Raw genomic sequence first — 19587 nt, forward strand, 5'->3', positions numbered from 1 at the left:
GCAACCTGCCCCCATATCTGGCCGAAGCGGAGGCGGAATGGACGGCGAAACCCTTGCCCGCGTGGGCTATCTGGCAATCATCCTGGTCGCGCTTGGCGGCTGGGCCCTGGTCGAGTTCCGCCAGCGCATGGGCCAGGCCCTGCGGATGGCGATGGCCTGGGGGCTGATCTTCGTCGGCGTGGCGGCGGGCTACGGGCTCTGGTCCGACATCCGGCGCGAGGTGCCGCCGATCCAGGCCGTGACGCAGGGCGCCGTCGAGGTGCCGCGCGCGGCCGACGGGCATTACTACCTCACGCTGATGATCAACGGCCGGGCCGTGCATTTCATGGTCGATACCGGCGCAAGCGGTCTCGTCCTCGCCCGGCAGGACGCGGAGGCGCTGGGGATCACCGCCGACAGCCTGACCTTCCTGGGCGAGGCCTTCACCGCCAACGGGGTCGTGCGCACCGCGCAGGTCACCCTGCCCCGGGTCGAGCTTGGCCCCTTCGTCAACCACGACTTCCGCGCCTATGTGACCGAGGGCGAGATGCAGGGCTCGCTGCTGGGAATGGATTACCTCGGCCAGTTCCGCATGGAGTTCACCGGCGACCGGCTGATCCTGCGGCAGTGAGGATCCGGCGCCAAGCCCCTGATCTAACGCAGGAAACGCCCCGCGATCCGTGACAGTTTCCGCGCCCGCCCGGCCATCTCGCGCGTGGCGCGGGCGCGTTTCCGCTCTTCGGGCGAAAGCGCGGCGTCCGTCTTGCCGCCGCGCGCGACATGGTCGATCCCCTTGTTGACCGCCGTGCGGAGGAACATGCGCAGCAAGGGGCCGATCAGACGGTTCCAGTCCATCGCTCAATCCTCGAAAAGTTCGCTCTGTCCTGCCACCGGCCCGTCCTCGTCGTCCGGCGCGGCCGTCTGGCCCGGCAGGGGGCGGCTGTCCAGAAGGCCGGCCGCGCGCAGTTCCTTCAGCCCCGGCAGGTCGCGGGCCGATTCCAGGCCGAAATGGTCCAGGAAAGCCTCGGTGACCACAAAGGTCACCGGCCGGCCGGGGGTCATCCGGCGGCGGCCGAAGCGGATCCATTCCAGTTCGATCAGCTGGTCGATGGTGCCCCGGCTGACCGCGACGCCACGGATCTCCTCGATCTCGGCCCGCGTCACCGGCTGGTGATAGGCGACGATGGCCAGGGTCTCGATCGCCGCGCGGGAAAGCTTCCGCGTCTCGACCGTCTCGCGCCGCATCAGGAAGCCGAGGTCGGGCGCGGTGCGGAAGGCCCAGGCATCGCCCACCTTGACCAGGTTCACCCCCCTGCCCTCATAGCGGCGGCGCAGATGCACCAGCGCCTCGGCCGGGTCGGCGCCATGCGGCATCCGCGCCTCAAGCTCGGCCACGGTCACGGGTTCGGCGCTGGCGAACAGGATCGCCTCGACCATCCGCTCCTGCTCGCCCATCGGCGGAGCGTCGAAAAGGCTCTGTTCCTCGCTCACGCATCCCTCCGGCGCAGTTCGATCGGCGCGAAGGTCTCGCCCTGGCGCAGCACCAGCTGGCCGCGCTTGGCCATCTCCAGCACCGCCGCGAAATGCGCCGCCAGCGCCGAGCGCCGCGCCATCGGCGTCACGTCCCAGCCCTCGGGCAGGAAGCTGGTCAGCATGGCCCAGTCGCCGGTATAGCCGATCAGCCCGCGCATCCGCTCCAGCGCCTGCTCCATCGTGTAGACATGGTCGCGGTCCAGCACGAAGGGGCGGAATTCGTCCTTGGTGCGGATCATCGCATAGGCGCGCATCAGGTCGAGGAGCGTCGCTGTCCATGTCACCTTGCGGTGGTGGGTCAGGTCCTCGGGCAGGCCACGGGCAAAGAAGTCGCGGCCTTTCTGGTCGCGCGCCATCAGCCGGGCGGCGGCATCGCGCATCGCCTGCAGGCGTTCCAGCTGAAAGGCCAGATGCGCCGCCAGGTCCTCGGCACTCGGCCCCGCCTCGCCGGGTTCGGGGGGCAGCAGCAGGCGGGATTTCAGGAAGGCCAGCCAGGCCGCCATCACCAGATAATCCGCCGCCAGCTCAATCCGCAGCGTCCGGGCGCGTTCGACGAAGCCCAGGTATTGCTCGGCCAGTTGCAGGACCGAGATCTTGCGCAGGTCCACCTTCTGCGTCCGCGACAGGGTCAGGAGGAGGTCGAGCGGCCCCTCGAACCCGTCGACATCGACGATCAGCGCCTCGGCGGCCAGCCGGTCCTCGGGAGACAGGCGCTCGGGCTGCTCCCAGTCCTCAGCCATCGGCCAGCGCCTCCAGTGCCGCGGCGAGGCTCACGCCCGCCGAGGGGCGCGCAGCGATGACGGCTCGGGCGCGCGACGTCGCCGCGTCCGTCATCTCGCCGGCGGCGGCGGCGACCGCCTGCATCTCGGCAAGGTCGCCCTTGCAGTGCAGCGCGATGTCGCAGCCCGCCGCGATGGACCGCGCCGTGCGTTCCGCCAGCGTGCCCTGCAGCGCCTGCATGTTCAGGTCGTCGGTCATGAGCAAGCCCTGAAAGCCGATCTCCTTGCGGATGAGGTCGATCATCACCGGCGACTGGGTGGCGGGCCGGCCGGGATCGAGCGCGGCAAAGACCAGATGCGCGGTCATCGCCATCGGCAGGTCGTTCAGGGCCCGGAACGGCGCGAAATCGACTGCACGCAATTCCTCGAGAGAGGCGTCGACCGTCGGCAGGTCGAGATGGGTGTCCAGATGCGAAAGCCCATGCCCCGGCAGGTGCTTCATCACCGGCAGGACCCCCGCCTCCAGCAGCCCGTCGGCCACCGCCCGGCCGATCCGGGCGACGGTTTCGGGATCGGTCCCGTAGCAGCGGTTGCGCAGGAAAGGATGCGTGTCGGGCCGGGCCACGTCGCCGACCGGGGCGCAGTCGGCGTCGATCCCCACGGCGCGCAGTTCCGCCCCGATCACCGCCATCCGCCGGCGCATCTGCCGGGCCGCCGCCTCCAGGCTGCCGGCCGCCAGAACCGTGTCCAGCGGCGGCTCCCACTCGCGCCAATGCGGCGCGCGCAGGCGCTGGACGCGGCCGCCCTCCTGATCGACGAGGATCGGGGCCTCGCGCCCCACCGCCTCGCGCAGGGATGAGGTCAGGCGGCTAACCTGTTCCGGAGACTCGATATTTCGTGCGAACAGGATGAAGCCGAACGGATCCGCCTCGCGGAAGAAGGCGCGCTCGGCATCCAGAAGTTCCGCCCCGGCACAGCCGAAGATCGCCGCCCCGCGCCCCACGCTCATCGTTGCGGGACCGGGATGCAGGTCGCTCCCTGCGTGACGAAGGCCGAGCAGAAGCGGCGCGCGTCGGCCTCGTCCTCGAAGCCATGCGCGCGCAGGCGATAGAAGGTGCGCCCGCCGCTTTCGGCCGGTTGCAGCACCATGCCCTTGCCCCCCATCAGTTCGCCGAATAGCCCCGCGAGGCGCGCCCATTCCATCCGCGCCTCGTCGGCGGTGTCGAAGGCGCCGAACTGCACCAACCGGGTTCCGGCCGAGATCGTCGCGGGGTCCACCTCGTTCGGTGCCGCCATGGCCGCGGTCGCCTCGGCGGCCACCGGCGCGGGCTCGGTCACGGCGGCCGCGCTGCCGGGGCGCGCCCTGGGGCGCGGCGAGACCGCGATCCCGCCCAGCGGAACGGGATCCTGCACCACATCCGGCAAGGGTGCGGGCGGCTCCGCCGCTTCGGACGGGAACTCACCCAGCGCCTCGGCCAGGGCCGCATCCACCGCGATCTCGGTCGGGCTGGCACTTTCCACGGTCGGCGCGGCGGCCAGGGCCAGATCGGTGGCCGGCGGCGGCGCGGCCGATGGCAATTCGGGAACCTGCGGCTCGAGTCCCGAAAGGCCGGGGACATCCTCTTCGGCCAGATCCACCGGGCGCGGCGCCAGGATCAGCTTGTCCGGGGGCGGCGCGGCGATGCCCACGGCCGCGACGGCATTCACCGCCAGCCCCTGGTGATCGGCGATCTCGCCGCCCGGATCCTCGGGCGCGATGCGCATCGGCCCCTCCAGCGCCTGGATCACCGGCACGCCGCGCACGTCGCGCACCGCCAGCCTGTAGCCCCAGACCGCAAGGCCCACGACCAGTGCCAGCGAGGTCAGCCCGCCCGCCAGCCGCACGAACCGCTGCGCTTTCGGCCGCACGCCATCGCGGGCCGTATAGCCGCTGCCGAGACCGTCGAAGTCCGCATCCGCCATCTGCTGCCCCTGCCCTGCGGGGCGGTTGGTCCACCCCTGCATTCACGCCTGCTCCGGGGGCGCCATTGCCTAGCGCATTTCCTCGACCGGAGTGACACCAAGGATACCAAGGCCAGCGCAAATGACAACGCCCACGGCCCGGGCAAGGGCTATTTTTGCCGCAGAGATTGCGGTATCCCCCTGGATGAACCGCAAGCTGTCGTCATCATTGCCCTTGTTCCACAGCCCATGGAAGTCCGAGGCCAGTTCGTAGAGGTAGAAGGCCACCCGGTGCGGCTCGTGTCCTCTGGCGGCGATTTCCACCAGGCGCGGCCATTCGCCCAGCTTGCGGATGACCGCAAGCTCCGCCTCATGCCCGAGATGGCCCAGATGCGCGGCGGACAGCGTGGCATCGCCCACCTCCAGCCCCGCGTCGCGCGCCTTGCGCAGGATGCTGTTCACCCGGGCATTGGCATATTGCACATAGAAGACCGGGTTGTCCTTCGACTGCTCCGTCACCTTGTCGAAGTCGAAGTCCAGCGCCACGTCGTTCTTGCGGGTGAGCATGACGAAGCGGACGACATCCGGCCCCACCTCGTCGATCAGGTCGCGCAGGGTGACGAAAGTCCCCGCCCGCTTCGACATCTTGACGATCTGCCCGCCCTTCAACAGCTTGACCAGCTGGATCAGCTTGATGTCCAGCGCGACCCGGTTTTCGGACAGGGCCGAGACCACGGCCTTCAGCCGCTTGACATAGCCCGAATGGTCCGCGCCGAAGATGTTGATCAGCTCGTCGAAGCCGCGCTGCACCTTGTTGTAGTGATAGGCGATGTCGGGCGCGAAATAGGTCCAGGAGCCGTCCGACTTCTTCACCGGCCGATCCACGTCATCCCCGAAGGAAGTCGAGCGGAACAGCGTCTGCTCGCGCGGCTCCCAGTCCTCGGGCGTCTTGCCCTTCGGCGGCTCCAGCACGCCGTCGTAGATCAGCCCGAGGCCGCGAAGGCGTTCGATCGCCGCCTCGATCTGCCCGGTGCCATAGAGCGCCTTCTCGCTGGAATAGACGTCCATCGTCACCCCCAGCGCCTTCAGATCGTCGCGGATGACCGCCATCATCATGTCGGTCGCGAACAGGCGCACATCCGCCAGCCATTCGCTTTCCGGCTTGTTCAGAAGGCTGTCGCCGTATTTCGCCTTCAGCGCCTCGCCCACCGGGATCAGGTAGTCGCCGGGATAAAGCCCCTCGGCGATCTCGGGCGACAGGCCATGCGCCTCGCGGTAACGCTCATAGGCCGAGCGGGCCAGCACGTCGACCTGCCCGCCGCCGTCGTTGATGTAATACTCCCGCGTCACCTCCCAGCCCGCAAAGCCCAGGAGCGCGGCCAGCGCATCGCCCACCACCGCGCCGCGCGCATGCGCCACATGCATCGGCCCGGTCGGGTTGGCGCTGACGAACTCCACGTTGACCTTGCGGCCCTGCCCGAGATCCGAGCGGCCATAGTCTGTCCCGCGCTCCAGCACCTCGCGCACCAGCCCCTGCCAGGCCGCCGGCTCCAGCCGCAGGTTCAGGAACCCCGGCCCGGCCACATCGGCCCCCGCCACGCGCGGATCCTCCATCAGCCGCGCCGCCAGCGCATCGGCGATCGCGCGCGGCTGCATCCCCGCCGGTTTCGCCAGAACCATGGCCGCATTCGTCGCCATGTCGCCATGTCCCGCGTCACGCGGCGGCTCGACCGCGACGGCCGACAGGTCCAGCCCCGCAGGCAGCGCGCCCTCGGCCATCAGGGCCTGCAATTCGGCCACCACAAGCTCACGGATATCGGCGAACAGGTTCATTTGATCACATCCTCTGATCCGCAAGGCCATGCCAGAGGCCATGCCAGAGGTCAAGGATGGGCGCGGGATCAGCCCTGCCGCCAGTCCTCCAGCGCCGCATTCTCCTCGCTCGAACCCCGGCCGGCAAAGGGCGACACCACCCCCCGGGTCCGGAAGTAATATGTCTCCCGCGCGCCGAAATAGAAGGCGACGATCGCGCCCAGCAACCACCACAGGGGCTCGGGCACCGCGTTGAGCCCGACCATCCGCTTCGCGAAAGCCTCCGGGTCGACCATCGCATAGGCGAAAAGCCCCAGGGTCCCGAAGGCCAGGCAGGGACGCGGCAGCCGGTTCAGCCCGTTCACCATCCGGTCGAACCAGCTGAGCGCGGGATGCTGGTATTCCTCGCCCAGCTGCCGCAGCGCCGCCATCTGCGCCTCGGCCGAAAGCTCCATCCGCCGGGTGGAGGAGGGAACGAAAACCTCGGCCACCCCCTTCGCCGCCTCTCCCAGCGCGGTGACCGCCCCCGGCCCGCCGATCAACTTGCCGATCACTCCCATGCCGCCACCCGTGCCGCATGTTGCGCCGCCGTCAGGTGATAGCGCGGCGAGATGAACTCCTCGGCCCGCCTGATCCAGCCGCCCTTGCCGCCGTCGCGGCTGCGGGCGTATTTCCGGCTCGCCGGGCGCTTGTCCGCCAGCGCGTAATAGTAGTTCCGCCGCGCGATCCCGTAGGCATCGACAAGATGCGAGGGCGCCGCGTCCTGCGCCATCTGCGCCGCACGGATGGTCTGCGGCCCGATCTGGCCATCCGGGTCGCAGGGAAAGCCCATGTCGGTCAGAAGCCGCTGCAGGATCTGCACCGCATTCGCGCCCGCGTTCACCTGCATGTCGAAGACGCTGGCCTGCAGCGCCTCGGGCAGGGCCGCGATGCCGGGGCGCTTGTGGTAATGCTCCAGGTAGATCTCCACCGCCTGCGCGCGTGTGAGGGCGCGCACGTCGGTCAGGTCGATCCGGCCGTCCCGGTTCACGTCGATCCCCAGCCGCCGCAGCGTATGGATCGTGACGCCATGGTTCGTGGCCCCGCCCGGATCATCCGGGTCGTCCACGAAACCGCCCTCGCGGGCGACGATTTCCTCGGCAATCTGGCGGACATTCGGCATGGGCACCCCCTTTTCCGGGGGAAGCCTGACCTCGGGGCGTTAACGCCGCCCTGCCCGGCCGTGCGCTGGTCAGCTTTCGGGCTGCTCCGCAGGATCGACGTAGACGCCCTGCTCCTTCAGCGCGTCGACCACTTCCTTCGGCATGTAGGTCTCGTCATGCTTGGCCAGGACTTCGGTCGCGACGAAGGTCTCGCCTTCCATCTTGCCCAGGGCGACGACGCCCTGCCCCTCGGCAAAGAGGTCGGGCAGGATCCCGGTATAGCGCACCGGCACCGTCGCATTGGTGTCCGTCACCGCAAAGGCGACCTCGGTGCCCGCGCCGCGCTTCAGCGAGCCCTCCTCCACCAGCCCGCCGATACGGAAGGTCTCGCCCTCGCGCGGGGGCTCCTCCATCACCTGGGTGGGCGAGCGGAAGAAGTTGATCCCGTCCTGCATCGCATAGCCGACCAGCCCGGTCGCGCCGATCAGCGCCACCGCCGCCAACGCGATGATCTGGATCCGGCGCTGCTTCTTCAGCCCCTTCAAGCCGCGGAATTCCCTGCTCATGCCTGCACCTCTTCGCACGGCCCCTGCCTACACGCCTTCACTTGGGCGCGCCTTGACCCTTATCAAGCCCCCGCGCGTCGATTGGCTGCGCCACTCCTCGCTTGTCCCGGCGAGAAGGAGACGCAGTCGAGCGGCGATCCCTCACGGAAAGACCGGCGCCAGCATCAGCCCTTCGGTCTCGGGCAGGCCCAGCATCAGGTTCGCGTTCTGGATCGCCTGCCCCGACGAGCCCTTGGTCAGGTTGTCCAGCACCGCGACGACCACCGCGCGCCCCGCAATCCGGTCGCCGATCACCCCCAGGTGGCAGAAGTTCGACCCCGCGATGTCGCGGGTCGAGGGCAGCGCGCCGAAGGGAAGGACCTTCAGGAACGGCTCGTTTTCATAAGCCTTTCCAAGCACATGATGCACGGTCTTTGCGTCACCCCTGACATAGACCGTGGCCAGGATTCCCCGGTTCATCGGCAGCAGATGCGGCGTGAACTGCACCTGCACCGGACGGCCCGCGATCTTCGAGAACTCCTGGTCGAACTCGCCCAGATGCCGGTGCTTGCCGCCCGCCGAATAGGTATGCGTTCCCCCGGACAATTCCGCGTGAAGCAGGTTCTCCTTCAACGACCGCCCCGCGCCCGAGACGCCGGCCTTCAGGTCGATCAGGATCTCGTCCAGGTCGATGCAGCCCGCCGCGATCAATGGCCGCAGCGCGAATTGCCCGGTCGCCGCGTTGCAGCCCGTCCCCGCCACCAGCCGCGCCGTCCGGATCTCGTCGCGGTAGAATTCGGTGAGGCCGTAGACCGCCTCCTTCTGGACCTCGACCGCCGTATGCGGCTGGCCATACCACTTTTCATATTCCGCCGGGTCGCGCAGCCGGAAGTCGGCCGACAGGTCCACGATCTTCAGGTTGCGCGGAAGCTTCGCCACCACCTCCTGCGTCGTCGCATGAGGAAGCGCGCAGAAGCAGAGGTCAACATTGGAAAAATCGATCTCGTCGATCTTCACCAGCTTGGGCAGGTCCAGATGCCGAAGGAAGGGAAAGACCTCCGCCATGCCCATCCCCGCCTTGCGGTCGGCCGAGAGCGCGACGATCCGCATCGAGGGATGCGTCGCGATCAGGCGGACAAGCTCGGCCCCCGTATAGCCCGAGGCCCCGAGGATGGCGATGCGATGGGTCATGGTCCTGCTCCGGCGGAATGAAACGGCCCCTCTTTGCGCCGATGGGGGGCGCAATGCAAGACCGCATGGCTTGCCGCTGCCCAAGCGCCTTGCTACCCATGCCCGGACGCCCCCTGAAAGGCCCGACGATGCGGCTTGCCCCTCTCCTCCTCCTGCCCCTTCTGGCGGCCTGCGCCAGAGAGCCCGCGCCTGCGGCGCCCTACCCTTTCACCGGCAGTTGGGATTGCGGCGTCGCGACCTTCCGCTTCACCAACACCAGCTACTTCAACGGCTCGCGAACCTACCCGATCCGCGCCGTCACGCGCGAGGGCGACAGTTACACCCTCTACATCCAGGGCGGCACGCGCATCGTCCTTGCCCTCGTCACCGATACCGGCCTGACCTGGGTCTCGGCCGCCTCGGGCGACCAGCTCAACTGCCGCCGCGTGAACTGACTTCCGTTCGCGCGCCCGACCGGCTAATCCGCAACGACCAACAACGGAGCATCCCATGAACAGCGACATCACCCGCCACGGCATCGGCCCCCGCATGTCCGAAGGCGTGGCCTACAACGGCATCCTCTGGCTTGCCGGCCAGGTCGGCCAGCCCGGCGCATCGGTGGCCGAGCAGACCCGCCAGTGCCTGGCCGAAGTCGACCGCATCCTCGCCGCCGCGGGGACGGACAAGACCCGCATCCTCTCGGCGCAGATCTGGCTGGCCGACATCTCGACCTTCGCCGAGATGAATGCGGTCTGGGACGCCTGGGTGCCGCAGGGCCACACCCCGGCCCGCGCCACCGGCGAGGCGAAGCTTGCCACCCCCGACTACAAGGTCGAGGTCATCGTGACCGCCGCGCTGAAGTAATCGGCCCCGATCGGTCGGGGATTCCCGACCCTTCACCCGATTGGAGTATGCGCCCCCTCGGCCCCCGCGCTAGCACAAGGGGAAGGGGGCGCCCTGCCCCCGGAACCCTTGATTTTCCGAGGCTTGCAGATGAACCCTCTCCTGACCCGCAGTTTCCTTGTCGGCGTCCTGATCCTCTCCACCGCCTATGGTGCCTCGGCGCTGACCGTGAAACGGACAAACCAGCTGATCGACGGCGCCTATGTCCCGGTGCTGATCGTCAGGCACAATGGCGAGATCCATGTCCATCGCGTCGGCGAGGATGGGCTGACCCGCACGATCCTGTTCAACCGCGCCAAGGCTTTGGCCTGGGCGCGGGCGAAATACGGCGTCGACGGCACCGACCTGACCGCCGGTGGCCATGATGGCGACGACGACATGGGCTCGACCGGCTGACCTCAGCCGCGCAGGAACCGGACCAGCGCGGCGGTCGAGCCGTCCTTGCCTTCAGTCCCGGCCTTGCCCTCCAGCACCGGCTGCAGGGCAAGCGCCAGTTCCTTGCCCAGTTCCACGCCCCACTGGTCGAAGGAGTTGATCCCCAGGACCACCCCTTCGACGAACACCCGGTGCTCGTAAAGCGCGATGATCTGGCCCAGGGTGAACGGCGTCAGCTGGTCATAGGCCAGCACCGTCGAAGGCCGGTTGCCCGGGAACACCCGATGCCGCGCCTGCCGTTCCAGTTCGGGCCCGGTCAGCCCCTTCTTCGCCATGATCCCCCGCGCCTCCTCCAGCGTGCGGCCGCGCAAGAGCGCTTCGGCCTGCGCCAGGCAGTTCGCGACCAGGAGGAGATGCTGATGCGCCAGATCCGGCTCATGCCCGCGCCGCGCCACCAGGAACTCGCAAGGCACCACCCGCGTGCCCTGATGGATCAGCTGGTAAAAGGCGTGCTGGCCGTTGGTCCCCGGCTCACCCCAGACCACCGGCCCGGATTGGGTGGCAAGGTCGCTGCCATCCACTGCCACCCGCTTGCCGTTGCTCTCCATCTCCAGTTGCTGCAGATAGGCGGGAAGCCGCGCAAGCCGTTGATCATAGGGCAGAACCGCGCGCGTCGCATGGCCGCAGATCTGGTTGTGCCAGATCCCGACCAAAGCCAGCAGCACCGGCATGTTCTGCGGGAAGGGCGCGCCCATGAAATGCGCGTCCATCGCCCGGCCGCCGGCAAGGAAGTCGTCGAACCGCTCGGGACCGATGGCGATCATCAGACTCAGACCGATCGGCCCCCAGACCGAGTAGCGCCCGCCGACCCAATCCTCGAATCCGAAAACCCGATCCGGGTCAATGCCATAGGCGGCGGTCTTGTCCCCGGCCGTGCTGACGGCGGCGAACTGCGTGGCGGGATTGGCGACCTTCTCCGCCATCCAGCGCCGTGCCGTGTCGGCATTGGTCATGGTCTCGATCGTGGTGAAGGTCTTGGACGCCACGATCACCAGCGTCGTCTCGGGGTTCAGCCCCCGCAGCGTGTCATGGACATGCGCGCCATCGACGTTCGAGACGAAATGGCAGCGCGGCCCGTCGGCATAGGGCTGCAGCGCCAGCCAGGCCATCGCCGGTCCAAGGTCCGAGCCGCCGATGCCGATGTTCACGACATCGGTGATCCGGCCGCCCTGCCCGGTGAACACCCCCTCGCGCACCTGGCGCGCGAAGGCGGCGCAGGCGGCGCGGATACGGCGCACCTCGGGCAGGACGTCCTGGTCATCCACCCGGATCACCGCACCCTCGCCCGCCCGCAGCGCCACATGCAGGACGGCGCGGCCCTCGGTATCGTTGATCTTCTCGCCGGAAAACATCGCCGCGCGCTTTTCCGCCAGGCCCGCATCCTCGGCCAGCCGGATCAGTGCCCTGCGCGTCTCGGCGTCGATATTGGTCTTGGCATAATCGAAGCGCATCCCATCGGCCTCGACCGCGAAATCACCGGCGCGGGATCCGTCAAAGAGATCAAGGATATGCCGGCCCTTGTTCAACCCGTGCAGCCGGCGCAGTTCCGCCCATTTGTCCATGGCTCACTCCGCCCAGTGCACGGTTGCGGCATCCAGGACGGCGCGCACCGGCGCCTCCTGCGGGGTCAACGACTGCGCCCGTTCCAGCGCCTCGCGCTTCTCGCTGCCGGTGATCAGGAGATGGATGTTGAACGCCCCCTTCAGCACCGGCGCGGTCAGCGTCACGCGCGGCTCGCCCGCCGCCTCGGCCCGCATCGGCAGCAGAAGCGGCGCATTCGCCGCCAGCGCCTCGTCCAGCCGGTCGGCGCCGGGGAACAGGCTTGCCACATGCATGTCCGTCCCCATGCCCAGAAGCAGGACCGAGATCGGCAGATGCGGCCGGATCCCGTCCTCCAGCGCGGGCAGCATCTCCTCGGGCGTCTCGGCCGGGGCGTAAAGCGGGATCAGCCGCGCCTGCGCCGCCCGGCCGCGGACAAGCCGTTCGCGCACCAGCCGCGTGTTCGATCTGTCGCTGGTTTCGGGCACCCAGCGTTCGTCGGTCGGCAGAACCGCGACATTCGCCCAGTCGATGTCCACCCCCGAAAGCGTGTCGAACACCGGCCCCGGAGTCGTGCCCCCGGGAACCGCCAGCGTGGCCTGGCCATCGCGGCGCAGGAAATCCGCCAATTGCCCGGCCAGCACATTCGCCAGTCCCAGCATCAGCATCTCGCGGTCCGGATAGGTCTCCAGCTGCATCAGCGTATCTCCCGCCAGCGACGCCCGTCGCGGTGCATCAGCATCAACGCATCTTCCGGCCCCGAGGATCCGGGATCGTAAAGCTGCGGCCGGTCGTCGCGCGATTCCCAGCCCTCGATGATCGGATCGGTCCAGGCCCAGGCGGCCTCGACCTCGTCACCGCGCATGAACAGCGTCTGGTTGCCCCGGATCACATCCATGATCAGCCGTTCATAGGCGTCCGGCACATCCTCGGACACCTCGGCCAGCGCATCGGCGAAGGACATGTCCAAGGGCACCTGCATCAACCGCATCCCGCCCGGCCCCGGCTCCTTGATCATCACCCACAGGTGCATGCCCTCGTCGGGTTGCAGCCGGATGACCAGGACATTCTCGTGCCAGCCCTTCGCATCGTCGAAGATCGCATGCGGCGGTTGCTTGAAGGTGACCGCGATCTCGCTGGCTCGTGCCCGCAGCCGCTTGCCGGTGCGCAGGTAGAACGGCACCCCCTGCCAGCGCCAGTTCGAGATCGCGACCTTCAGCGCGACATAGCTTTCCGTCCGGCTGGCGGAATTCTCGGCATGCTCGGCATAGCCCGGCGCGCCGCCCCCCGCCGCATACTGGCCGCGCACGATGTCCTGCGGCAGCACCGGCTTCAGCGCGCGGATCACCTTCAGCTTCTCGTCGCGCACCGCATCGGGGTCGAAGTGCCAGGGCGGCTCCATCGCGATCAGGCACAGAAGCTGCATCAGGTGGTTCTGCACCATGTCCCGCATCGCGCCCGACTTGTCGTAATAGGCCCCGCGCCCGTCCACGCCCACGGTTTCGGCCACGGTGATCTGGACGTGGTCGATGTATTCGGCCTTCCACAAGGGCTCGAACAGGATGTTGGCGAAGCGCACCGCCATCAGGTTCTGCACCGTCTCCTTCCCGAGGTAATGGTCGATCCGGTAGATCTGCGCCTCGGTGAAATGCCGCGCCAGCACCTCGTTCAGTGCGCGCGCACTGGTCAGGTCGCGGCCGAAGGGCTTTTCCACCACGATCCGGCTCCAGGCATCCGCGATCCCGTGGTCCGACAGCCGCTGCGCGATATCGCCGAACAGGCCCGGCGCGACCGAGAAATAGAAGGCCCGGACCACATTCTCGCGCATCAGCTCCTTCAGCCGCTCCCAGCCGGTCGTCCCCCTGGCGTCGATCGGAACATAGGTCAGCCGCTCCAGGAAGCCCGCGATCGCCGTCTTGTCCTGCTTCTCCTTCGGGACGAATTCCGCGATGGCCTCGGCCACCTGGGCGCGCCATTCGGCATCGGTCAGCTCACCCCGTGCGGCGCCGATGATCCGGCTGTCCTCGGGCATCTGTCCGGCGAGGAAGCGGCGGTACAGCCCCGGCAGCACCTTGCGCCGCGCCAGATCGCCGGTGCCGCCGAAGATCACCAGATCGAACACATCCACCGGAATCACGCGCGAAACCATGGGCAACTCCCTCCAACGCTTTGTTAGCGCTAACGGGCGCGTTCTACCGCCTGCGCCCGCCCATGTCCAGCGTCGCCGTATCAGGCCCGGAGGCCCGTCTCCTCCAGCAGGCCCTTGCGCTTGGCCTCGTAGTAATAGCCGCGCGCATACCAGCCCACCGCGGCGTCCTGGTTGCCATCCGCCACCAGCCAGGCCCCGCGCAGATAGCGTCCGGCATATTTCAGATTGGTCTCGGCATCCAGAAGCCCCTCGGGCGCGCCGCGATAGCCCATGGTCCGCGCCGTCTGCGGCATGATCTGCATCAGCCCGTAATAGGGCCCGTTGCGCGCTGCCGGGTTGTAGCCGCTTTCGCGCTGGATCACCCGGTGCAGAAGCTCTTCGGGGATCTCGTGCACATGGGCGTATTTGCGCACCAATGCCTTCATCTCGGGCGTGGCCCCGGGCTGCATCGTTGCGCGCGAGACGGCGGGCCCGGGCTTGCGGCCGCAGGCGGCAAGTGCTGCTCCGGCGGCAAGGACAAGGATCTGTCGGCGGCTGAAGGACATGGGGGCTCCGCTGGGTTTTTGCCGCAAAGCGTTAAAGACGGCCGCGCCTTGCCGCAAGTCCCGGCCGCATCCGTCGGCGGCCCTTTGCGCGGATCCGAAGAAATTGACCGGGCAAGGCGCGAAATTCCTGATGGATTATGCGCGCTTTGGCATAGTCTCGTGAAAAAGGCCGGGGGGAATCAAACCGATGCAGATGTCCGACACGCGCGAGATTGCCGCGCCGCCCGACATGGTCTGGCGCGCCATCCTCGACCCCGAGGTGCTGCGCGCCTGCATTCCCGGCTGCGAAAGCCTCTCGGGCAGCGTGGCCGAGGGATATCAGGCCGTGGTCAAGCAGAAGGTCGGGCCGGTCAGCGCCACCTTCACCGGCACCGTCCAGCTTTCCGACATCGTGGAAGGCCGGTCCCTGCGCATCTCGGGCGAGGGCAAGGGCGGCGTCGCGGGCTTCGCCAAGGGCGGCGCCGACATGGTGCTGGAACCGGCCGGGGACGGCACCCGGCTGACCTATACCGTCGATGCCTCGGTCGGCGGCAAGATCGCCCAGCTTGGCAGCCGGATCATCGACGGCTTCGCCCGCAAGCTGGCCGATGAGTTCTTCACCCGCTTCCAGGACGCGGTCGAGGGCCCCGACGAGGCCCCGCCCGCGGACGAGGCGGAAGAGGCCCCGAAGAAGGGCTGGTTCAAGCGTCTGACCGGGGGCTGAGGCCCCCCAACCCAGGAAATCCAAGGGAGGAGTGGAATGACCAAAGTCAGCATGACCGTGAACGGCCGCGCCGTCTCGGCCGAGGCAGAGGGGCGGACCCTTCTGGTGAACTACCTGCGCGAGGGGTTGGGTCTGACCGGCACCCATGTCGGCTGCGACACCAGCCAGTGCGGCGCCTGCGTGGTGCATGTGAACGGCCAGGCGGTGAAAAGCTGCACCGTATTCGCCCAGGACGTCGCCGGGGCCGAGGTGCGCACGATCGAGGGCATGGCCAATGCCGACGGCTCGCTCTCGACGCTGCAGCAGGCCTTCCAGGATCATCACGGGTTGCAATGCGGCTATTGCACGCCGGGCATGGTGATGTCCTCGGCCGCGCTTCTGGCCGAGAACCCGACCCCGACCGAGGCCGAGGTGCGTCACCATCTCGAAGGCAACATCTGCCGCTGCACGGGCTACCACAACATCGTCAAGGCGGTGCTGGCGGCCTCGGGGCAGGACGTCACCAAGATCGCAGCCGAATAACAAAATCAGGGAGGACGACATGCCGAAGGACGGAGGCATCGGCGCCAGCACCAAGCGGCGCGAAGACGTGCGGTTCCTGACCGGAAAGGGCCGTTACACCGACGACATCAACATCCGGGGCCAGCTTTACGCCCAGTTCATCCGCAGCCAGGTCGCCCACGGCACGATCCGCAAGATCGACACCCGCGACGCCGAGGCAATGCCGGGCGTGGTCAAGGTGTTCACCTCGGCCGATTTCGCCGGTGTGGGCGGCATCCCGACCGGCTGGCAGGTCACCAGCCGTGACGGCAAGGTGATGCTGGAACCGAAGCACCCCGTCCTGGCCGAGGGCAAGGTCCGCCATGTCGGCGATCCGATCGCCGTGGTGGTGGCCGAGACGCTGGAACAGGCCCGCGACGCCGCCGAGGCGGTGGAGATCGACATCGACGAACTGCCCGCCGTGATGGACATGAAGGCCGCCGTCAAGGGCGGGCCCCTGGTACATGACGAGATCGGCTCGAACCTCTGCTACGACTGGGGCTTCGTCGAGGAGAACCGCGCCGCCGTGGACGAGGCCTTCAAGAAGGCCGCCCATGTCACCACCCTCGATCTCGTGAACAACCGGCTGATCGCCAACCCGATGGAGCCCCGCGTCGCCGTCGGCGATTACGAGGATCACTCGGGCCAGCACACGCTGTACACGACCAGCCAGAACCCGCATGTGATCCGCCTGCTGATGGGCGCCTTCGTGCTGTCGATCCCCGAGCACAAGCTGCGCGTGGTCGCCCCCGATGTCGGCGGCGGCTTCGGCTCGAAGATCTACCACTACGCCGAAGAGGCCTTCGTCACCAAGGCCGCCCAGATCCTGAAGCGTCCGGTCAAATGGACCTCCTCCCGGTCCGAGGCCTTCATCTCGGACGCGCAGGGCCGGGACCACCAGACCCGGATCCAGCTCGCGCTCGACGCCGACCACAACTTCATGGCGCTGCGCTGCGAGACCTATGCCAACATGGGCGCCTATCTTTCCACCTTCGCGCCCTGCATCCCGACCTGGCTGCACGGCACGCTGCTGGCCGGGAACTACAAGACGCCGCTCGTCTACACCAACGTCAAGGCGGTCTTCACCAACACCGTCCCCGTCGACGCCTATCGCGGCGCCGGGCGGCCCGAGGCGACCTTCCAGCTGGAGCGCGTGATCGACAAGGCCGCGCGCGAGCTTGGGGTTTCCCCGGTGGACCTGCGCCGGAAGAACTTCATCAAGCCCGACCAGTATCCCTACCAGACCCCGGTCGCGGTGGTCTACGACACCGGCAACTACGACGCGACGCTGGACAAGCTGCTCCAGCTCTCCGACTACGCCGGGTTCGAGGCCCGCGCGGCGGAATCGAAGGCCCGCGGCAGGCTGCGCGGCTTCGGCCTTGCCCATTACATCGAGGCCTGCGGCATCGCGCCCTCGAATCTGGTCGGCCAACTCGGCGCCCGCGCCGGTCTGTATGAATCGGCGACCGTCCGGGTGAACGCCACCGGCTCGATCACCGTCTTCACCGGCAGCCACAGCCACGGCCAGGGGCACGAGACCACCTTCGCCCAGGTGATCTCCGACATGATCGGCATCGACGCCTCCCAGGTGGAGATCGTCCATGGCGACACCTCGAATACGCCGATGGGCATGGGCACCTATGGCTCGCGCAGCCTGGCGGTCGGCGGCTCGGCCATGGTCAAGGCGACCAACAAGATCATCAACAAGGCCAAGAAGATCGCGGCCCACCTGATGGAGGCGTCCGAGGCCGATATCGAACTGAAGGACGGCAAGTTCACCGTCGCGGGGACCGACAAGGAGAAAACCTGGGTCGACATCACCCTCGCGGCCTACGTTCCCCACAACTACCCGCTGGAAAGCATCGAGCCGGGGCTCGAGGAAACCGCCTTCTACGATCCCTCGAACTTCACCTATCCCGCCGGCGCCTATGGCTGCGAGCTGGAGGTGGACCCCGAGACCGGAAAGGTCGAGATCCTGGCCTTCACCGCCGCCGACGACTTCGGCAATGTGGTCAACCCGATGATCGTCGAGGGCCAGGTCCACGGCGGCCTTGCGCAGGGCATCGGCCAGGCGATGCTGGAGCATTGCGTCTTCGACGAGAACGGCCAGCTTCTGTCCGGCTCGTTCATGGACTACGCCATGCCCCGCGCCGACGACGTGCCGTTCTATTCGGTGGACCACAGCTGCGCCACGCCCTGCACCCATAACCCCCTGGGGGTGAAGGGCTGCGGCGAGGCCGGGGCCATCGGCTCGCCCCCCGCGGTGGTCAATGCGGTGATCGACGCATTGCACCGCGGCGGCTTTACCAACGTCACCCATATCGACATGCCGGTCAGCCCCTCGCGGGTCTGGCAGGCGATGCACGGCTGAGGGAGGGACCCCATGCACAACTTCGACTTCGTCAAACCCTCGACCATCGCCGACGCGGTGCAGGCCCTGTCGCATGAGGGCGCGCAGGCGCTCTCGGGCGGCCAGACCCTGATCCCGACGATGAAGCAACGCCTCGCCGCACCCGCAACCCTGGTCAGCCTGACCGCCATCCCCGAGCTGCAGGGCGTCTGCCTCGGCGACGGCGGCCTGCACATCGGTGCGGCCACCCCCCACGCGGTGGTCGCGCGCGAGGCGGCGGCGCATTACCCGGCGCTGGCGAAACTCGCCGCCGGCATCGGCGACCCGGCGGTCCGGAACCGGGGCACCATTGGCGGCAGCCTCGCCAACAATGATCCGGCCGCCTGCTACCCCTCGGCTACCCTTGCCTCGGGGGCGACCATCGTCACCAACAGCCGCAAGATCGCGGCCGACGACTACTTCCAGGGCCTGTTCTCCACCGCGCTGCATGATGGCGAAATCATCACCTCGGTCGTGTTCCCGATCCCGGAAAAGGCGGCCTATGTGAAGTTCGACCAGCCCGCCAGCCGCTTTGCCCTGACCGGCGTCTTCGTCGCGAAATACGCAAGCGGCGTGCGGGTGGCGGTCACCGGGGCGTCGCAGGATGGCGTCTTCCGCTGGAAGGATGCCGAGGCCGCGCTGTCGGCCGACTTCTCCCCCGCCGCGATCAAGGGCCTCGCGATGGAAAGCGGCGCGATGATCCACGACCTGCACGGGACCCAGGCCTATCGCGCCAACCTGGTCAAGGTGCTGACCGGCCGCGCCGTCGCCGCCGCGCTGGCCTGACCCTTATCCCGCGCCCGGGGCTATCTTCAGGCGCGGGCTGCCTCGGCCCGCTGCGCCGCCAGCGCGCGCTGGAAGGCCGGACGCGCCTCGCCCCGCGCGACATAGTTGGCGAGGTTCGGCCAATCCTCGACAATCCCGGTTCCGCCCAGCCGGCGCAGCACGCTGACCATCAGCAGGTCCCCGGCCGAGAACCCAGCCTCCAGCCAAACCCCCTGCCCCAGCCGGTCGGCAAGCCGCCCCAGCACCGCCCGGATGCGCGCCGCCAGCATCTCCTGCCGCTCGGCGAACCAGGGCCGCTCCCGTTCCAGCACCCGCGCCAGGCTGAACTCGAAGATCGGCGGCTCGACCGTGTTCAGGGCGGCGAACATCCACGTCACCGCCCGCGCCCTGGCCTCCGGCCCGGTCGGAAGCAGGACCGGATGCTCCTGTCCCAGATGCCAGAGGATCGCGCCGGACTCGAACAGGACCAGCCCCTCCGCCGCATAGGTCGGGATCTGCCCGAAGGGATTTCGCGCCAGATGCCGGGGCGACTTCAACTCGGCGAAGTCCAGCAGTTCCACCGCATAGGGCTGCCCGGCCTCCTCCAGCGCCCAGCGGACCCGCAGGTCGCGCGCCAACCCCCTGCCCCCATCGGGCGAACGGCGGAATCCGGTGATCGTCGGAAGACCGGCCATGTTGCCCCCCCAATATCAGACCAAATGGTATGTTTCTCTTGCCCGGCCGGCAAGTCCTTCCACGGTCTTGCGCGGTGTCATGC

23 protein-coding genes are annotated in these 19587 nt (G+C 68.2%); 8 read left to right on the forward strand and 15 right to left on the reverse strand.

Annotated features, from left to right (window positions below; translation table 11 throughout):
* Positions 1 to 37: 37 nt before the first annotated feature.
* On the forward strand, positions 38 to 610 hold the full coding sequence (locus ACE3UA_RS08140) for a TIGR02281 family clan AA aspartic protease (protein WP_374643918.1): 573 nt from the start codon (positions 38 to 40) through the stop codon (positions 608 to 610).
* A 23-nt stretch (positions 611 to 633) separates the two neighbouring features.
* On the opposite strand, the gene ACE3UA_RS08145 is transcribed toward ACE3UA_RS08140, so the two are convergent.
* The 10 genes from ACE3UA_RS08145 to argC form a co-directional block, all read right to left on the reverse strand.
* Positions 634 to 834 carry a hypothetical protein gene (locus ACE3UA_RS08145; RefSeq protein ID WP_374643919.1) on the reverse strand — a complete coding sequence of 67 codons (201 nt, stop codon included), beginning with the start codon at positions 832 to 834 and terminating at the stop codon, positions 634 to 636.
* Positions 835 to 837: 3 nt separating this feature from the next.
* A complete protein-coding gene (gene scpB, locus ACE3UA_RS08150) occupies positions 838 to 1434 on the reverse strand; it encodes an SMC-Scp complex subunit ScpB (protein ID WP_374644091.1) in 597 nt (198 codons plus the stop codon).
* Between the two features lie 32 nt (positions 1435 to 1466).
* Positions 1467 to 2252: a ScpA family protein gene (locus tag ACE3UA_RS08155; protein WP_374643920.1), complete on the reverse strand. Its 786-nt coding sequence runs from the start codon at positions 2250 to 2252 to the stop codon at positions 1467 to 1469.
* On the reverse strand, positions 2245 to 3240 hold the full coding sequence (nagZ, locus tag ACE3UA_RS08160; RefSeq protein WP_374643922.1) for a beta-N-acetylhexosaminidase: 996 nt from the start codon (positions 3238 to 3240) through the stop codon (positions 2245 to 2247). Before nagZ ends, ACE3UA_RS08155 begins: the two co-directional genes overlap by 8 nt.
* Complete coding sequence (locus ACE3UA_RS08165) at positions 3237 to 4193, reverse strand: SPOR domain-containing protein (protein WP_374643924.1); 957 nt, start codon at positions 4191 to 4193, stop codon at positions 3237 to 3239. Before ACE3UA_RS08165 ends, nagZ begins: the two co-directional genes overlap by 4 nt.
* 69 nt (positions 4194 to 4262) lie before the next feature.
* Complete coding sequence (gene argS / locus ACE3UA_RS08170) at positions 4263 to 6005, reverse strand: arginine--tRNA ligase (RefSeq protein ID WP_374643925.1); 1743 nt, start codon at positions 6003 to 6005, stop codon at positions 4263 to 4265.
* A 68-nt stretch (positions 6006 to 6073) separates the two neighbouring features.
* A complete protein-coding gene (locus tag ACE3UA_RS08175; RefSeq protein ID WP_374643927.1) occupies positions 6074 to 6544 on the reverse strand; it encodes a holin family protein in 471 nt (156 codons plus the stop codon).
* On the reverse strand, positions 6535 to 7146 hold the full coding sequence (locus ACE3UA_RS08180; protein WP_374643929.1) for a holin-associated N-acetylmuramidase: 612 nt from the start codon (positions 7144 to 7146) through the stop codon (positions 6535 to 6537). Before ACE3UA_RS08180 ends, ACE3UA_RS08175 begins: the two co-directional genes overlap by 10 nt.
* Before the next feature lie 69 nt (positions 7147 to 7215).
* Entirely contained in the window at positions 7216 to 7671 is a 456-nt protein-coding gene (gene ccmE / locus ACE3UA_RS08185) for a cytochrome c maturation protein CcmE (RefSeq protein ID WP_374644093.1), read from the reverse strand.
* A 162-nt stretch (positions 7672 to 7833) separates the two neighbouring features.
* Positions 7834 to 8862, reverse strand: a complete 1029-nt coding sequence (gene argC / locus ACE3UA_RS08190; RefSeq protein ID WP_374643931.1) for an N-acetyl-gamma-glutamyl-phosphate reductase — start codon at positions 8860 to 8862, stop codon at positions 7834 to 7836.
* A 128-nt stretch (positions 8863 to 8990) separates the two neighbouring features.
* On the opposite strand from argC, the gene ACE3UA_RS08195 reads away from it, so the two are divergent.
* From ACE3UA_RS08195 to ACE3UA_RS08205, 3 genes are all read left to right on the forward strand, one after another.
* On the forward strand, positions 8991 to 9296 hold the full coding sequence (locus ACE3UA_RS08195) for a hypothetical protein (protein WP_374643933.1): 306 nt from the start codon (positions 8991 to 8993) through the stop codon (positions 9294 to 9296).
* A gap of 55 nt (positions 9297 to 9351) precedes the next feature.
* Positions 9352 to 9705 (forward strand): RidA family protein, encoded by a 354-nt coding sequence (locus ACE3UA_RS08200; RefSeq protein WP_374643935.1) that lies wholly within the window; start codon positions 9352 to 9354, stop codon positions 9703 to 9705.
* A 129-nt stretch (positions 9706 to 9834) separates the two neighbouring features.
* Complete coding sequence (locus tag ACE3UA_RS08205; RefSeq protein ID WP_374643937.1) at positions 9835 to 10140, forward strand: hypothetical protein; 306 nt, start codon at positions 9835 to 9837, stop codon at positions 10138 to 10140.
* 2 nt (positions 10141 to 10142) lie between these two features.
* On the opposite strand, the gene pgi is transcribed toward ACE3UA_RS08205, so the two are convergent.
* The 4 genes from pgi to ACE3UA_RS08225 all read right to left on the reverse strand — a co-directional run bounded on the left by pgi (position 10143) and on the right by ACE3UA_RS08225 (position 14412).
* Complete coding sequence (gene pgi, locus ACE3UA_RS08210) at positions 10143 to 11741, reverse strand: glucose-6-phosphate isomerase (protein WP_374643939.1); 1599 nt, start codon at positions 11739 to 11741, stop codon at positions 10143 to 10145.
* A gap of 3 nt (positions 11742 to 11744) precedes the next feature.
* Positions 11745 to 12416: a 6-phosphogluconolactonase gene (pgl, locus tag ACE3UA_RS08215; RefSeq protein WP_374643941.1), complete on the reverse strand. Its 672-nt coding sequence runs from the start codon at positions 12414 to 12416 to the stop codon at positions 11745 to 11747.
* On the reverse strand, positions 12416 to 13867 hold the full coding sequence (gene zwf, locus ACE3UA_RS08220; protein ID WP_374643943.1) for a glucose-6-phosphate dehydrogenase: 1452 nt from the start codon (positions 13865 to 13867) through the stop codon (positions 12416 to 12418). The genes pgl and zwf overlap by 1 nt, the downstream gene beginning before the upstream one ends.
* Positions 13868 to 13947: 80 nt before the next feature.
* Complete coding sequence (locus ACE3UA_RS08225; RefSeq protein ID WP_374643945.1) at positions 13948 to 14412, reverse strand: transglycosylase SLT domain-containing protein; 465 nt, start codon at positions 14410 to 14412, stop codon at positions 13948 to 13950.
* 187 nt (positions 14413 to 14599) lie between these two features.
* Here ACE3UA_RS08225 and ACE3UA_RS08230 point away from each other — a divergent pair, with 187 nt between their 5' ends.
* Genes ACE3UA_RS08230 through ACE3UA_RS08245 form a run of 4 tightly spaced genes read left to right on the forward strand, consistent with a single transcriptional unit; the run spans position 14600 to position 18830 of the window.
* Complete coding sequence (locus ACE3UA_RS08230; RefSeq protein WP_374643947.1) at positions 14600 to 15115, forward strand: CoxG family protein; 516 nt, start codon at positions 14600 to 14602, stop codon at positions 15113 to 15115.
* Between the two features lie 36 nt (positions 15116 to 15151).
* Positions 15152 to 15637: a (2Fe-2S)-binding protein gene (locus ACE3UA_RS08235; RefSeq protein ID WP_374643949.1), complete on the forward strand. Its 486-nt coding sequence runs from the start codon at positions 15152 to 15154 to the stop codon at positions 15635 to 15637.
* 19 nt (positions 15638 to 15656) lie between these two features.
* A complete protein-coding gene (locus ACE3UA_RS08240; RefSeq protein WP_374643951.1) occupies positions 15657 to 18026 on the forward strand; it encodes a xanthine dehydrogenase family protein molybdopterin-binding subunit in 2370 nt (789 codons plus the stop codon).
* A gap of 12 nt (positions 18027 to 18038) precedes the next feature.
* Complete coding sequence (locus ACE3UA_RS08245) at positions 18039 to 18830, forward strand: xanthine dehydrogenase family protein subunit M (RefSeq protein ID WP_374643953.1); 792 nt, start codon at positions 18039 to 18041, stop codon at positions 18828 to 18830.
* 26 nt (positions 18831 to 18856) lie between these two features.
* Here ACE3UA_RS08245 and ACE3UA_RS08250 read toward each other — a convergent pair whose 3' ends face one another.
* The gene (locus ACE3UA_RS08250) at positions 18857 to 19504 is read right to left on the reverse strand and encodes a glutathione S-transferase family protein (protein ID WP_374643955.1); all 648 of its coding nucleotides are present in this window, start codon (positions 19502 to 19504) and stop codon (positions 18857 to 18859) included.
* Positions 19505 to 19587: the final 83 nt, after the last annotated feature.

The sequence above is a fragment of the Tabrizicola sp. genome (assembly GCF_041919135.1).
Classification (GTDB): Bacteria; Pseudomonadota; Alphaproteobacteria; order Rhodobacterales; family Rhodobacteraceae; genus Tabrizicola.